The following is a 15603-nucleotide window of genomic DNA, read 5'->3' as shown; positions in this document are numbered from 1 at the left end:
TAGCGAACGGACACATCAGGTCGATAACCTTGATGCCGGTTTCCAGCAGTTCCTGCGAGTTAGACTGATCTTCATAAGAAGGTGCTGCACGGTGAATAGAGGAAACCTCTACTACAGTGCCGTCGTCATTCTGCAGGTCGCCTTTCATGTCGATTGGCTCACCCAATACGTTCATGATACGGCCGAGGGTTGCTTTACCAACCGGAACCTGGATAGGTTTTTTCAGGTCAGTAACTTCCAGACCGCGCTTCAGGCCGTCAGAAGTACCCATGGCGATGGTACGAACCACGCCACCACCCAGCTGCTGCTGAACTTCCAGCACCAGACGAGCATCACCATTTTTCACCTCGAGAGCGCTGTATACCTGCGGTACCGCGTCCTGAGGGAATTCGACGTCAACTACGGCGCCGATAATCTGGACAATCTTTCCAGCTGCCATCTTGAATCCTCTACCTAATACGAAAATACCCAGCCGCGCTCGCGCGACAGGATATATGCCTGGTTAAACCGCGGAGGCTCCCGAGACGATCTCGGTAAGTTCCTGGGTGATGCTGGCCTGACGAGCTTTGTTGTAAACCAACTGCAGCTCTTTGATCAGGTTTCCGCCGTTATCGGTTGCAGCTTTCATCGCAACCATACGTGCGGCCTGCTCACTGGCCAGGTTTTCCACCACACCCTGATAAACCTGCGATTCGACGTAACGACGCAGCAGGGTATCCAGCAGCGCTTTCGGATCGGGTTCGTACAGGTAATCCCAGGTCTTCGCCTTCATCTCTTCTTCACCTTCCGCTGGCGGTAACGGCAGCAGTTGGGTAATGGTCGGAGTCTGAGACATGGTGTTATTAAACTTGTTGGCAACGATATACAGCTTGTCGATGCGACCTTCATCATAGGCCTGCAACATCACTTTTACCGGGCCGATCAAATCAGACAGTGCAGGCTTATCGCCCATACCGGTGACCTGTGCCACGATGTTGCCACCTACAGAGCCGAAGAATGAATTGCCTTTCGAACCGATAACGGCCAGATCGCTCTGTACGCCTTTATCTGCCCAGCCTTTCATATCTGCCAGCAATTTTTTGAACAGGTTAATGTTCAAACCACCACAAAGCCCGCGGTCAGTCGAAACGACCAGGTAGCCGACGCGCTTAACGTCACGCTCATCCAGGTAAGGGTGCTTGTACTCCAGATTACCCAGAGCAAGGTGACCAATCACTTTGCGCATGGTATCTGCATACGGACGGCTGGCCGCCATGCGTTCCTGCGTTTTACGCATTTTGGAGGCGGCGACCATTTCCATCGCTTTGGTGATCTTCTGCGTATTTTTTACGCTTCCGATCTTACTACGTATTTCTTTTGCGCCGGCCATTAGCTTCTCCTCAAAGCCTTGCGGCCTGCCTTTTCAGACAAGCCGCCAGACATTACCAGGACTGGGTTGCTTTAAACGTTTCGAGGAGGCCTTTCAGCTTCTCTTCGATTTCGTTATTGAAGTTACCCGCTTGGTTGATTTCAGCCATCAGCTCAGCGTGATCGCGATCCGCGAACGCCAGCAGAGCGGCTTCGAAGCTGCCGACTTTCGCCAGTTCAACATCGTTCAGATAGCCGCGCTCAGCAGCAAACAGCACCAGACCCTGTTGCGCGACTGACATCGGCGCATACTGTTTCTGTTTCAGCAGCTCGGTCACTTTCTGACCGTGGCTCAGCTGTTTACGCGTTGCATCGTCCAGATCGGAAGCGAACTGAGAGAACGCAGCCAGTTCACGATACTGTGCCAGCGCGGTACGAATACCACCGGACAGTTTCTTGATGATCTTGGTCTGAGCAGCACCACCCACACGGGATACAGAGATACCCGGGTTAACCGCCGGACGAATACCGGAGTTAAACAGGTTGGTTTCCAGGAAGATCTGACCGTCGGTAATCGAGATTACGTTGGTCGGAACGAACGCAGAAACGTCACCCGCCTGGGTTTCGATGATCGGCAGCGCGGTCAGAGAGCCGGTTTTACCTTTTACTTCACCTTTGGTGAAGTTCTCAACGTACTCAGCGTTTACGCGGGATGCGCGCTCCAGCAGACGGGAGTGGAGGTAGAACACGTCGCCCGGGAATGCTTCACGTCCTGGCGGACGACGCAGCAGCAGGGAGACCTGACGGTAAGCAACGGCCTGTTTGGACAGGTCATCGTACACGATCAGTGCATCTTCACCGCGGTCACGGAAGTATTCGCCCATCGCACAGCCAGCATACGGAGAGAGATACTGCAGCGCAGCGGATTCAGAGGCGGTAGCCACCACAACGATAGTGTTGGACAGCGCACCGTGCTCTTCCAGCTTACGCACTACGTTAGCAATGGTGGACGCTTTCTGGCCGATAGCCACGTACACGCACTTGATGCCGGAGTCACGCTGGTTGATGATCGCATCGATTGCCATCGCGGTTTTACCGGTCTGACGGTCACCGATGATCAGCTCACGCTGGCCACGGCCGATTGGGATCATGGCGTCAACAGACTTATAACCGGTCTGAACCGGCTGGTCGACGGACTGACGTTCGATTACGCCCGGTGCGATAACTTCGATAGGCGAGAAGCCATCGTGTTCTACCGGACCTTTACCGTCGATTGGCGCACCCAGGGTGTTTACCACGCGGCCCAGCAGGCCACGGCCGACCGGCACTTCCAGAATACGGCCGGTACACTTAACCTTGGTGCCTTCGGCGAGGTCAGCGTACGGACCCATCACAACTGCACCTACGGAGTCGCGCTCCAGGTTCAGTGCGATAGCGTAACGGTTACCCGGCAGGGAGATCATCTCACCCTGCATACAGTCAGCAAGACCGTGGATACGGATAACACCGTCACTTACAGAAACAATAGTACCTTCGTTGTGAGCTTCACTCACAACATTGAACTGAGCAATGCGCTGCTTGATCAGTTCGCTGATTTCGGTGGAATTCAGTTGCATGCTCCAGTCCCCTTAAGACTGCAAGACGTCTGCGAGGCGTTCAAGACGGCCGCGTACGCTGCCATCAATGACCATATCACCCGCACGGATGATAACGCCTGCCATCACAGACTTATCGATTTTGCAATTCAGCTTCACTTTGCGTGACAGACGTTTTTCCATCGCGACGCTGATTTTCGAAAGCTGTTCTTCACTCAGTGCGGTTGCCGAGGTGACTTCAACCTCAGCGGTAGCCTCGCTGGCTGCACGCAATTGAATAAACTGCTCAAGAACATCAGGGAGCGCATTCAGACGACCGTTCTCTGCCATCACCTTAATCAGGTTCTGGCCGTTGGCGTCCAGCTGCTCTCCACATACTGCGATAAACGACTTAGCGAGCGCTTCCGGTGCTATCGCACCGGAGAGAAGCTCTGCCATTTGTTCGTTTTTTGTCACCTCGGCGGCAAACGCCAGCATATCCTGCCAGCGCTCTACACTCTGGTGTTCGACGGCAAAGTCAAAAGCTGCTTTGGCGTAGGGGCGAGCTACCGTAACAAATTCAGACATCAGCCCCTCCCTCCTTACAGTTCAGCGACAAGTTTGTCCACGATGTCGCTGTTAGCAGCTTCATCCACGGAACGTTCGATGATCTTCTCGGCGCCAGCAACAGCCAGGACCGCAACCTGCTTACGCAGCTCTTCGCGAGCGCGCTTACGTTCGGCATCAATTTCTGCCTGCGCCTGCGCCACGATTTTAGTACGTTCCTGCTCTGCTTCGGTTTTGGCTTCGTCCAGGATCTGGGCACGGCGTTTGTTCGCCTGCTCAATGATTACCTGGGCTTCCGCTTTCGCCTTTTTCAGCTGGTCGGTCGCGTTGGCCTGTGCAAGGTCCAGATCCTTTTTAGCTCGTTCAGCAGAAGCAAGACCGTCAGCAATCTCTTTTTGACGTTTTTCGATGGCAGCAATCAACGGCGGCCATACATACTTCATGCAGAACAGAACGAAAAGGACAAACGCGATGGCCTGGCCGAGGATTGTTGCGTTAAGATTCACAGCACAATGCCTCTTATCTAGTTAACGTTCTGATATTGCCCGTAAAAATCAAGCAACGCTTACTACGCGACAGCAAACATCACGTACAGACCCAGACCTACAGCGATCATTGGGATAGCATCCACCAGACCCATAACGATAAAGAACTGAGTACGCAGCAGAGGGATCAGATCCGGTTGACGCGCTGCGCCTTCCAGGAATTTACCTCCGAGGATGCCGATACCGATCGCAGCACCGATTGCCGCCAGACCCATCATCACAGCGGCAGCCATGTACAGCAGATCCATATTCAGGTTTTCCATGACAGTCTCCAGTTTGTTTCAGTTAAAAGCTTAAGTGTTGAGATAAAAATCAATGTTCTTCAGATGCCATCGACAGATAGACGATCGTGAGGACCATGAAAATGAAAGCCTGCAGCGAAATGATCAGGATGTGGAAAATGGCCCAAGGCACATTCAACAACCACTGCGACCACCACGGCAGCAAGCCGGCAATCAGGATAAAGATCAACTCACCCGCATACATGTTACCGAACAGTCGCAGACCCAATGAAACAGGCTTGGACAGCAGGCTAACACCTTCAAGAATCAGGTTAATGGGGATGAAGATCGGGTGATTAAAAGGCTGCAGCGTCAACTCTTTGGTGAAGCCGCCAATGCCTTTCATTTTGATGCTGTAGAACAGAATCAAAATAAATACGCCCAGCGCCATAGACAGCGTGATGTTCACGTCTGCAGACGGCACGACGCGCAGCGCCGGCAGGCCTAAATAGTGCTCGCCGATAAACGGCAGCAAATCGATAGGCAGCAGATCCATGAAGTTCATCAGGAAGACCCAGACGAAAATCGTCAGAGCCAGCGGGGCGATAAGTTTGCTTTTACCGTGGTACATGTCGCGCACGTTGTTATCAACGAAGCCGACAACCAGTTCGATAGCCGCTTGTAATTTCCCTGGAACACCGCTGGTAGCGCTTTTCGCCACTTTACGGAACAACACCAGGAAAATCAGTCCCAGCACCACAGAGAAAAACATGGAATCGATATTTAATACCCAGAACGTCGCGGGAGCGTCGTGCGGATTCACCAACTCGAAAGTACGCAGGTCCAACTGAAGGTTATTCAGGTGGTGACCTATGTATTCTTGCGGAGTAGAGATTTCTCCAGCAGCCATGATGCCTCTTACCCTTTGTTGTTAATTACAGCCGGAGCGACTATCTGCACCACCAGCACCGATAACCACGTGATTGCGAGTGGCCAGAAGACCGCTCCAAACACACCCAACGCCACCGCGAGGAAAATGACGGTTGTGAACACCTTCAACACTTCACCGAGGGCGAAGCTCCAGGCAACACGTCCTTTCGCAGGCGTTTGATCCTGCAGGCGCCAGGCCAAAAACATAAACAACACGTTCGGCAGCCAGGCTGCCACTCCACCCGCGAAGGCGGAGGCGCCCCAGGTAACCTCTTTCAGGGTAAAGAGCGCACCGATGATGACAAAGGTCACCAGCTGAATGATCAGCACGGCCCGGGCTAATTTCACACTGTAAAGAGACACTGACATGACGCTGAACTCTCCTGCCCCGAACGGGGTATGTCGCGTGTCGTATAAGACTGCCTTTACTCATTTGAGTCAAGCAGCAAAAGCCGTGCAAATTATACGGGCGCCACCTGCGATTTCAATCGGTAAGTAGCGAAAAGGTGAACAATTATTTAAATTTCTTTCTGAAGGGCTATTTTTCAAAACATCGTCTTTAGGCAATGTCTGACTTAAATGCTGAAAATGCCCGATCGACTTGCTTTTAAAGCGTGCTTTAGATCACATAATAAACAAGGAATGCCTGACTGAATTTGTATCAGACAAGATTTATACGATTTCAAATACGCCTAAAGCATCGATAAATCAGTGCATTAAATTTATTTATTAGGTGATGCACTACGATTTTCGAGAAAAACACTCTATTGACATCATGCGCTGCAATAAAAACGCAAAACTGATATTACGCACGCCAATTTATTGCAAAGTTATATTTTCTCCAGTGATTATTTGGTTGGGTAAATACACACAATAAAGTGATCTAAGTGATAATGAAATGTGAAATGTTCGTTAAATGTAACAGAGCTTTTCGGATAATTTCCGTCGGAGTTGTTAACTCGCTCGCCCTGCCCTACTAAATAAAAGCGTTTACCTAGAAGTGTTCAATCGCTGCTTTTTCGTTCAGTGAAAAGATGAAGGCAAACGGCATGAACTGGCTTAAATCCATACCGTTTAAAAGGCTATTGGCGGGTTATCACCACCAGATGACGTTCACCATCCAGTTCGGGTACCTGCAGCGGTTGAATTTTCTCTACCGTAAAGCCTGCGGGTAACGCAGCAATTTCATCATCCGGACGCACGCCTTTCAGGGCATAAAAGCGACCTTCAGGGCTCGGCAGATGATGGCACCAGTTCAGCATATCTTCAAGTGACGCAAATGCACGGCTGATAACACCATCAAATGGCGGCTCAGACGGGAACTCTTCAACGCGGCTCTGCACTGGCGTGACGTTAGTAAGTCCTAACTCATGTTGTACCTGACGCAGGAAACGCACGCGTTTGCCAAGGCTATCCAACAAGGTGAAATGCGATTGCGGGCGCACAATTGCCAGCGGAATACCCGGTAAGCCCGGACCGGTGCCCACATCAATAAAGCGTTCGCCCTGCAAATGTGGCTCAACCACCACGCTGTCGAGAATATGGCGCACCAGCATCTGCTGCGGATCGCGCACCGATGTCAGGTTATAGGCCTTATTCCACTTATGCAGCAACTCAACATAGCCAACCAACTGCTGTTTTTGTTGATCGGTAAGGGAAATGTTTGCCGCATTCAGCAGCGAGGAGAGTTTGTTGATCACGACGAGAATTCCATTAACGGGGGCGAGTTGCCTCGCCCCAAAGTCTATCAGGCGCTTTTACGCAGCAGGCCCTGTTTTTTCAGGTAAATCAGCAGTATTGAGATTGCCGCAGGCGTGATACCCGAAATACGCGAAGCCTGGCCGATGGACGTCGGTTTGTGATCGTTGAGTTTGGCGATCACTTCATTCGACAAGCCATTCACCTGACGATAGTCGAGCTCAACAGGCAACAAGGTGTTTTCATTACGCAGCTGGCGATCAATCTCTTCCTGCTGACGAGCAATGTATCCTTCGTATTTCACCTGAATCTCCACCTGCTCAGCGGCTTGCTCATCAGGCAGTGCCGGACCGTAGCTGGCGAGTGACGTCAGCAGCGGATAGGTCATCTCTGGACGACGTAGCAGATCTTCACCGCTGGCTTCTTTGGTAAGCGGCGCGCTGATCACCGCGTTCACTTCAGCCACGTTATCCGATTTTGGATGCACCCACAGATCGCGCAGACGTTGACGCTCCTGCTCAATCGCTTCCAGTTTCTGGTTGTAGCGCGCCCAGCGTGCATCATCAACCAGACCGAGTTCGCGACCGGCTTCGGTCAAACGCAGATCGGCGTTATCTTCGCGCAGCATCAAGCGGTACTCCGCGCGCGATGTAAACATGCGGTACGGCTCTTTCGTGCCAAGCGTGCAGAGATCGTCAACCAGCACACCGAGATAAGCCTGATCGCGGCGTGGCGCCCAGCCCTCTTTGTCGGCGGAAGCGCGTGCTGCGTTCAGACCAGCCAGCAAACCTTGCGCTGCCGCTTCTTCGTAGCCGGTGGTGCCGTTGATCTGGCCAGCAAAGAACAGGCCGTGGATAAATTTGCTCTCCAGCGTCGGTTTAAGATCGCGTGGATCGAAGAAATCATACTCGATGGCATAACCCGGACGGATGATCTTCGCGTTTTCCAGTCCTTTCATCGAACGTACGATCTGCATCTGTACGTCAAACGGCAGGCTGGTGGAGATACCATTCGGGTAGATCTCGTTGCTGGTCAGGCCTTCCGGCTCCAGGAAGATCTGATGCGCGTTGCGATCGGCAAAGCGCATCACTTTGTCTTCGATCGACGGACAGTAACGTGGACCAATACCTTCGATGATCCCGGCATACATCGGGCTGCGATCGAGGTTATTGCGGATCACGTCATGCGTCTGTTCGTTGGTGTAGGTGATCCAGCACGGCACTTGCTGTGGATGCTGTGAAACCTTGCCCATGAACGAGAACACCGGCATCGGATTATCACCGTGCTGCGGTGTTAGCACTGAAAAATCAATCGAGCGTGCGTCGATACGTGGCGGCGTACCGGTTTTCAGACGATTTACGCGCAGCGGCAGTGCCCGCAGGCGTTTTGCCAATGGGATGGATGGCGGATCGCCTGCACGGCCACCGCTGTAGTTATCCAGGCCAATGTGGATTTTGCCATCGAGGAAGGTTCCAACGGTCAGCACCACGGTTTTGGCGCGGAACTTCAAGCCCATTTGCGTCACCGCACCGACGACACGATCGTTTTCCACAATCAGATCGTCAACCGCCTGCTGGAAGATCATCAGGTTCGGCTGATTCTCCAGCGCAGTGCGTACCGCCTGGCGATACAGTACACGGTCAGCCTGAGCACGAGTGGCACGAACGGCGGGGCCTTTGCTCGCGTTTAGTATCCTAAACTGGATACCTGCCTGGTCAATTGCCGTGGCCATCAAACCGCCTAAGGCATCCACTTCCTTCACCAGATGTCCTTTCCCGATGCCACCGATCGCCGGGTTACAGGACATTTGTCCAAGCGTATCAATGTTATGGGTGAGTAACAGGGTTTGCTGACCCATTCGGGCTGCGGCCATCGCGGCCTCGGTGCCCGCATGACCACCACCGATTACGATGACGTCAAAAGGATCTGGATAAAACATGAAGTGGGTCCTCGTTAATGTTTCGGACAGGGATCGTTGCCCTGGGCGGTGGATTCTACTGAAATAATGTCGGCGGCGAAAGTCGCGGGATCCTGAGGTTTAAAAGAAAGGATCTTAAGTCTTTTATATGATCTCTCTGTTAGATCTACTATTAGGATCGCACCTTGCTGTTGATAACCCCGAAAAGCGCAGGCTTAACAGCAGATTAGAGAATATCATTAGCTGTGAATGATCGGTGATCCTGATCCGTATAAGCTGGGATCAAAATAGCGACTTATACACAGGTCAAAATAGAAGCAATCGTTGTTCTTTGGATAACTACTGGTTATACGCATGAATCAGGCTATGTTATCCACAGTCTATCGCGTGTTTAAAGTAAAAAAACAGCGCAATCAACTGGGGATCATTGTAATTTCCCGATCCCCAGCCACTGACGATCGTTTTAAATCTGCGTTTTCCATGTGGCGACCCACACTTCAGCCGCGTCTTCCGGGATCTCATGCTCCAGCACGTCGATCTCCAGTCGATCGCCAATGCGTTTGGCGCCCAGCTGGTTCAATTGCTCTTCCAGCAGCTTGATCGCGCCGCAGAAAAGGTCGTATTCATGATTACCGATGCCGACTGCGCCATAACGTAAGCCCGAGAGGTCCGGTTTTGTCTCTTGCAGTGCTTCATATAAAGGAAGCAAATTATCAGGCAGTTCACCGGCACCGTGCGTGGAGGTCACAATCAGCCAGATGCCTTCCGGTTGCAGCTCATCCAGCTCTGGGCCATGCAGCACCTCGGTTGAGAAGCCCGCTTCCTGCAGTTTTTCTTCCAGATGTTCAGCAACATATTCGGCGCTGCCAAGGGTACTTCCACTGATTAACGTAATATCGGCCATGATGCTCTCCCGCACTAAAGGCGAGCATTGTACGCTGTGATCAAGCCGTGATCCACCTGTGGAAAACAGGGTTAATAGATGAAAGCATCAGGCGACAAGTCGCGCCATACGCGCGATCTGCCGGGGATAAGTTTGTGCACAGCTTAGAGAGGGATCACGGCTTAATGGTGCGCATGATCGGGTTTTGCAGTGAGATCAGGGTTTCGGTGGATTGGATTTCGTCGATGGTCTGGATCTTGTTGATCAATACCTGTTGCAAGGCATCGATCGATCGGCACATCACTTTGATAAAGATGCTGTAATGGCCGGTGGTGTACCAGGCTTCCACCACTTCATCCAGCGCGTCGAGTTTGCTCAGCGCCGCCGGATAATCGCGCGCGCTTTTGAGGATAATGCCGATAAAGCAGCACACATCGAAGCCGAGCTGACGCGGATCGATCTCCACGCGCGTGCCTAAAATAATGCCCGCCTGACGCATCTTCTCCACCCGCACATGAATAGTGCCGGGGCTGACGTTGAACTGTTTGGCGAGCTCGGCATAGGCGGTGCGCGCATTCTGTAACAGCGCATTCAGAATGCCGCGATCCAGGTTATCCAGCTGAAGGTGTTCCGCCATTATCCATCCTCGTTGAGTTCTTCTTCTATGAATAGAGGAGAATGTGCAGCAAATTAGCGGTGCAGGCAAGGTGCAGACAACAGCCTTGCCGTTGTCTGCCTGCTTTTTAGCGCTTACGCCAGAAGGTCACTTGCGCCTGCGTGTGCTGGAATTTGCGCGCCGTTTCGCGGATCACAAAGGGCACATCCTGCGGCGGTGCCACTTCGTCGAAAGCATCACGCAACAGACGCTGCAGCGCCTGATAGGTCGTCAGTGCTTCGCCATTTTCGCGCACACCGCCCAGCCAGTTCTCTTTTGGTGTGAAATCTTCCAGCCAGGTATACGGCGATGACAGCACCAGCAAACCGCCGGAACGGATCATCGGGATAATATCCTGCAGGAAGCGCTTCGGCTGACGCAGACGATCAATCAGGTTAGAGGCCAGCACCAGATCGTAACGATCCGGCTGCGGCTTCAGGTTACAGGCATCACCCTGCACAAACTGAATACGCTGCGCTTGCTCTGCTTCGAGACCAAACTCTTTCAGCCGCACCTGACGATACTCCACCAGATCCCCTTCTTCGGGCACAACATAGCGGAAATCCTCACCGGAGGTCAGCTGCAGCGCGACATCAATAAAACGCGCCGAGTAATCCATGCCGGTTACCGCGTCGAAGTGTCGTGCCAGTTCAAAGCTGGCACGCCCGGTAGCGCAGCCGATGTCCAGCGCCTGACCGCGCGCAGTGCAGTGCGGCAGCAGTTTTTCCACCAGTGCCGCCGAGTAGTTAGGCACGTTGTAGTAGCTCGGCCCGTACTGGAAATCGAGATACTGCGACACCATGCTGTCAGTTTCATAGGGATTGAGGGCCATGCTCTCTTCATGGGAAGAAACCACATAGCGGAAACCGGCGTGCTGGAAGAAGTGACGACGGAAAGCGTAGCGCGCAGATTTCAGCGCTTCGTTGCCGGTAGAAATCCAGCTGCCACCTTTGATTAGCGCATGTTTGCCATCAAAGGTCGGCGTCGAGAAGTCGTCGTACAGCGGATGCACCTTAAAGCCTTCGAAACCGTTGGTTGGCGTCGTGGTCCACTGCCAAACGTTGCCGACGATGTCGTAAAACTCACCCTGCGCGAAACGGTCGACGGGGCTGGAGGAAGCCCAATACGCCAGATTGATATTGCCCGGTGCTTCAGTCCAATCAGGCTGATCGCCGCCAACCTGCTCACGCAGCAGCGCCCATTCGGCCTCGCAGGGAAGCTGAATAGATTTACCGGTCTCTTCGGCCAGCCAGCGGCAGAAAGCGGCGGCTTCCAGTTGATTCACTTCCGCTGGCCAATCCCACGGCATCGCCACTTCTTCGGCCAGCACGCGCAGTTTTAGCTGATCGGGCAGCTTTTCGTCACCGACCCAGAATGTCGGCATCTGTGCGCCGGAGAATTCACGCCAGCCCCAACCTTCGTCATCCCACCAGCGGCGATTGTTATAACCGTCCGCCGCAATGAAGCGATAAAACTCGGCATTGCTGACCAGCATCTTACTGGCCTTAAACGGCTTGAGTTCGGTTTGCTGACTGCCGTATTCGTTATCCCAGCCATAGGTGTCGTCGGTTTTGCCCTGCTGCACGCGGCCGCCGGGCATCGCGATCAGGGCATTTTCCGGTACCGATTGACGATCGTGACGCGCCTGCGGACAAACCGGCCAGTGCGGCTGCGGCTTGACCCATTCAATCGGCAACTGGCGCATCAGCACGCTGGAGGTTTCCAGATGAATACGCTCGTGCTCAATGCCCATCAACACTACCCACGCCGGGCTGTCCCAGCCGATTGGCAGTTCCAGCGGCATAGTGCGAATAAACTCACTCACCAGGCTTTTCACTTTGCCACGATAGTCGCGCACCTCTGCGATGCTCGGCCAGTCGTAATGGCTGTCGTTGAGATCGTCCCAACTCATCTCATCGACGCCGATCGCCATCATCGCTTCGATGCGATCGTCAACGCGTTGATCGAGATAGCGGCCCGCCATCAGCTTATTAATGTAGAAGGTCGCGGTGTGGCCAAAATAGAAGATCAGCGGATGGCGCAGCGAAATGGCTTTGTTAAACCAGGCGCGCTCGTCCGCCAGGCAATCAAACAAGCTTTCATACAGTTCCCAGGTTTGGGTGAAGTATGCCAGCAGCTCGGCCCGTTTTTGTTCGGAGTTATGGCCGGAAAGTTTTAGCGTGCGGGTCGGTGCGGGAAGTTGGGCGGTCGTCACAAGATGCTCCAGTTTGCTCAGTGCTCGAACTTATCACTATAGCAAATTAGCATTTCCGTCAGATGAATTAGCGCTGCCAGCGGCGCAGCAGACGGCTTTTCAGGCCGGTATCGAAGCGCCAGATGTGATCGAAGATGCGCAGGATGCCGGGTTTGCCATGCAGGGACATCGCCACCGCATGGAAACGCTGTTGATGTTGGCGCTGACGCTGTTTAATGGTGCTGACGATGTCGTCCGGCAAACGTTGGGCAATAAAGTCAGAGACGATCACCGCATCCGCTTCCTGCCAGGCGCTGCCTTCCATGCGTTTCACCACCGCCGCAAGGCAGGCAGCGAGATCGGTGCCGCCGCGAAAACGCTGGCTGAGGAAACGGATTGCCTGCTCAATGCCATTGTCGGCGGTGAGTTCATAGCCGATCACTTCATGAGCGAACAGCATGATGTAGCAGCGGCGCTTATCCGCCAGCGCCACTTTCAGCAGCGCCAGGCAAAAGGCTTTGGCGCAGCGTTCGTTGAAACCGCCCATCGAACCGGACGTATCAACGCAGACGATAAACGGGCCGCGCGGTTGCTCTTCATGCTGCTGGTGGCTGACCGGACTCATGATGACTTTTTCATGCCACGCATCGCCCTGCAGACGATAAGTCAGCAGGCGTTTTTCAACTAAGCGCCGGTAAAACTCCAGCTCTAACTCGCTGATGCTCAATGCCGCCAATTCAGGCGGTAACAGACGCAGCACATCATCGCTTTGATGAATGCCGCTGACCTCTTCCGGCACATTATCCGGTTCGCGCACCAACTGGTGAAACTCCTCCAGCGGTGCATCCTGCGATGGCACCGATTTGGCTTCGCGGCTGCGACCCAGCTGCTGCGCCAGCTTCATCAGCTCCGGCTGCTGGGCGAGGAAATCGCCGTACTGCACGATCAGTTCGTAATCGCCGTGCTGCAGCGGCGCTTTACTCAGATCCCACAGGCGCCCGGCGGCGGCTTCATCATCATCGGTAAGGATTGGCGCCAGCTGACCGCTGATCGCCATGCGCTGCTGCAGCTCAGCCATCAAGCGTTTACGCTGCTCTTCGAGAATGGTTTCATTCAGCGTTAGCGTTTGCAGCGTCAGGCTAAGACGCCAGCGCTGCAGGAACAGCGTGTGTTGCGCGTTGCTGAGCTGATCGCTTTCGGCATTCAGCAGCAGTTTGCTGGCTTCTTCGATGAAGGGCGACGGCAGGCTTTTCAGCTGCGTCATGATGTTGGGTAACTGCTGGGTGAAATGTTGTGTGCTGAGCAGCTGCATCTGTTGAAACAGCTGAAACTCATGCGCCAGCGCTTCTGGCACCGGCGTGACTTTGATCTGCTCGGCGATCTCCGATCGCCAGCGCGGCAGATCGCGCATCATGGCTTGCTTCAGGCGGGGAAACTTCTCAAAGAACAGCGCCAGCTGCGGCGAGGCGAGCAGCGCGATAATCAGCTCTTCGATTAACTCGGTTTCGCCAATCGACAGCAGCGCACTCAGCGTCTCCAGTGAGATCATTTTCTCGCCTGTTTCAGCTGTTCCGCGACATCCTGCAGGCTGGTTTCAATGCGTGCCAGCCAGTCATCGCTAATGAACAGGCAGCGCTGATGCTGGCTGAACAGCGTGCGCTGTGCGCGCAACTGGGTTTCCAGCGCTTCGTATTCATCGGCGATCTCCTGCGGCATCTCGCTGCTGCTGCTGGCGCCCGGCAGTGTCAGACGCGTGGATTGCAGGCTAACATCGCGCAGCGTCAGACAATTATGGGTATCCACCAGCATATCCAGCGTTTGACCAAAGCCGATGCCGTTCAGCTTGCCGCGAATTTCACCGCCCTTGAGCAGCCACTGATCCAGCGCTTCGCGGCCAATCAGAATGTGCGTCACCTGCATGTCGTGCAGCATTAACGGCTGTTGCAGCATCAGCGTCAGTTGATCATCGGTGATGGCGGCGGGTAATTCGTAGTGCGGTTTGCGGCTGAACATGCCGCTGTGTTTCTCCAGCGTCAGCGCTTGCGCCACGCTTTGCTGCTGTTGCAGCGCCAGCCGGCGGCTTTTGATCTGCTGCAGCTTGTGTAGCAGCGCCTGTTGCTGCCACGCGTGTTGCGACATCAGCGTATCGATTTCGCGATCCAGCAGTTTCATCGATGCCACGTCATGCCACAGGCAATCTTTCAGCAGCACTAAGTCGATGGGCGCGATGGTCACGCGACCGCTGTAAAAGGCGCTGGCTTGCAACAGGTGAATGGCTTTCTTCCAGCGACGATCGGAAATGTATGGCGCGTCTGGCAGCGTTTCTAACTGCTGACGTAGCTGATAGATCAGTTCAAACACGTGATCCGGCAAACTGACCTGGCTGATGCCTTTCTGCCACTGTTCATACTCTTCATCGCTGATGCGCAGCGATTCCGCCACCGGATTGTCGTTTTCATCCTGCTGGTGGGTGAGCATGCTGCGGAAGTTCTGCTTCTCATGCACGTTATCCAGCCACAAGCGAATCAACATGCGGTCATACAGCGCTTCCAGTCCGCTATCGGCTTCCGGCAGTTCGTTGGAAGCGGTAACCAGCAAGCGCATCGGGATTTTTTCTTCGCTGTCGCCATTGCGGAAGCGGCGTTCGTTGATAGCGGTCAGCAAGGTATTCAGAATCGCCGGGCCGGCTTTCCAGATTTCGTCGAGGAAGACAATTTCAGCATCCGGCAGATAACCTTTGGTCAGACGCTGATAACGCCCTTCATCTTTCAGGGCTTGAATCGATAGCGGACCAAACACCTCTTCCGGGGTGGAAAAACGGGTCATCAGGTATTCAAAAGCGCGGGCGTGCTGGAAGGCGTATTTTAAACGGCGGGCAATCAGACTCTTGGCGATGCCTGGCGGCCCGAGCAGAAACACGCTTTCGCCACTTAAGGCTGCCAGCAAACAGAGGCGGATCGCATGATGGCGTTCATACAGCCCTTTTTCCAGAGCGTTGCTCAGGCGAGAAATTCTTTCTGCCAAAAGATGGGGTTGAGCCATAATCACATCATTATCCTTTTGATCCTGGT

At 53.7% G+C, this 15603-nt stretch carries 14 protein-coding genes and 1 pseudogene; all 15 read right to left on the bottom strand.

Annotated features, from left to right (window positions below; all coding sequences use genetic code 11):
• Positions 1-439 (bottom strand): annotated as a pseudogene (locus tag RTM06_RS17895) (F0F1 ATP synthase subunit beta); the annotation flags it as partial.
• A 63-nt stretch (positions 440-502) separates the two neighbouring features.
• Positions 503-1369: a F0F1 ATP synthase subunit gamma gene (gene atpG, locus RTM06_RS17890; protein WP_007893596.1), complete on the bottom strand. Its 867-nt coding sequence runs from the start codon at positions 1367-1369 to the stop codon at positions 503-505.
• A 52-nt stretch (positions 1370-1421) separates the two neighbouring features.
• Positions 1422-2963, bottom strand: a complete 1542-nt coding sequence (atpA, locus tag RTM06_RS17885; protein WP_312183969.1) for a F0F1 ATP synthase subunit alpha — start codon at positions 2961-2963, stop codon at positions 1422-1424.
• A 12-nt stretch (positions 2964-2975) separates the two neighbouring features.
• Entirely contained in the window at positions 2976-3509 is a 534-nt protein-coding gene (atpH, locus tag RTM06_RS17880; RefSeq protein ID WP_042393511.1) for a F0F1 ATP synthase subunit delta, read from the bottom strand.
• Between the two features lie 14 nt (positions 3510-3523).
• Complete coding sequence (gene atpF, locus RTM06_RS17875; RefSeq protein WP_042393514.1) at positions 3524-3994, bottom strand: F0F1 ATP synthase subunit B; 471 nt, start codon at positions 3992-3994, stop codon at positions 3524-3526.
• 62 nt (positions 3995-4056) lie between these two features.
• Positions 4057-4296: a F0F1 ATP synthase subunit C gene (gene atpE, locus RTM06_RS17870; RefSeq protein WP_000429386.1), complete on the bottom strand. Its 240-nt coding sequence runs from the start codon at positions 4294-4296 to the stop codon at positions 4057-4059.
• 49 nt (positions 4297-4345) lie between these two features.
• Positions 4346-5164 carry a F0F1 ATP synthase subunit A gene (gene atpB, locus RTM06_RS17865; RefSeq protein ID WP_007893608.1) on the bottom strand — a complete coding sequence of 273 codons (819 nt, stop codon included), beginning with the start codon at positions 5162-5164 and terminating at the stop codon, positions 4346-4348.
• An 8-nt stretch (positions 5165-5172) separates the two neighbouring features.
• Positions 5173-5553, bottom strand: coding sequence for a F0F1 ATP synthase subunit I (gene atpI / locus RTM06_RS17860; protein ID WP_008106725.1), 381 nt, complete (start codon positions 5551-5553; stop codon positions 5173-5175).
• 713 nt (positions 5554-6266) lie between these two features.
• Positions 6267-6884 (bottom strand): 16S rRNA (guanine(527)-N(7))-methyltransferase RsmG, encoded by a 618-nt coding sequence (rsmG, locus tag RTM06_RS17855; protein ID WP_256697885.1) that lies wholly within the window; start codon positions 6882-6884, stop codon positions 6267-6269.
• A gap of 47 nt (positions 6885-6931) precedes the next feature.
• Entirely contained in the window at positions 6932-8821 is a 1890-nt protein-coding gene (gene mnmG, locus RTM06_RS17850; RefSeq protein ID WP_176973320.1) for a tRNA uridine-5-carboxymethylaminomethyl(34) synthesis enzyme MnmG, read from the bottom strand.
• 442 nt (positions 8822-9263) lie between these two features.
• Positions 9264-9704, bottom strand: a complete 441-nt coding sequence (gene mioC / locus RTM06_RS17845; RefSeq protein WP_064738315.1) for an FMN-binding protein MioC — start codon at positions 9702-9704, stop codon at positions 9264-9266.
• Between the two features lie 154 nt (positions 9705-9858).
• Positions 9859-10320 (bottom strand): transcriptional regulator AsnC, encoded by a 462-nt coding sequence (asnC, locus tag RTM06_RS17840; RefSeq protein ID WP_008106733.1) that lies wholly within the window; start codon positions 10318-10320, stop codon positions 9859-9861.
• Between the two features lie 106 nt (positions 10321-10426).
• Positions 10427-12574 carry a 5-histidylcysteine sulfoxide synthase gene (ovoA, locus tag RTM06_RS17835; protein ID WP_312183972.1) on the bottom strand — a complete coding sequence of 716 codons (2148 nt, stop codon included), beginning with the start codon at positions 12572-12574 and terminating at the stop codon, positions 10427-10429.
• Between the two features lie 46 nt (positions 12575-12620).
• A complete protein-coding gene (viaA, locus tag RTM06_RS17830) occupies positions 12621-14081 on the bottom strand; it encodes an ATPase RavA stimulator ViaA (protein ID WP_312183963.1) in 1461 nt (486 codons plus the stop codon).
• Positions 14078-15574: an ATPase RavA gene (gene ravA, locus RTM06_RS17825; protein WP_312183961.1), complete on the bottom strand. Its 1497-nt coding sequence runs from the start codon at positions 15572-15574 to the stop codon at positions 14078-14080. The genes viaA and ravA overlap by 4 nt, the downstream gene beginning before the upstream one ends.
• Positions 15575-15603 lie beyond the last annotated feature (29 nt).

This window comes from Pantoea sp. CTOTU46764 (genome assembly GCF_031974595.1).
In the GTDB taxonomy this organism is placed as follows: Bacteria; Pseudomonadota; Gammaproteobacteria; order Enterobacterales; family Enterobacteriaceae; genus Pantoea; species Pantoea trifolii.
The sequence above is the reverse complement of the archived record's forward strand: the minus strand, read 5'-3'. Positions and strand labels throughout refer to the sequence as shown.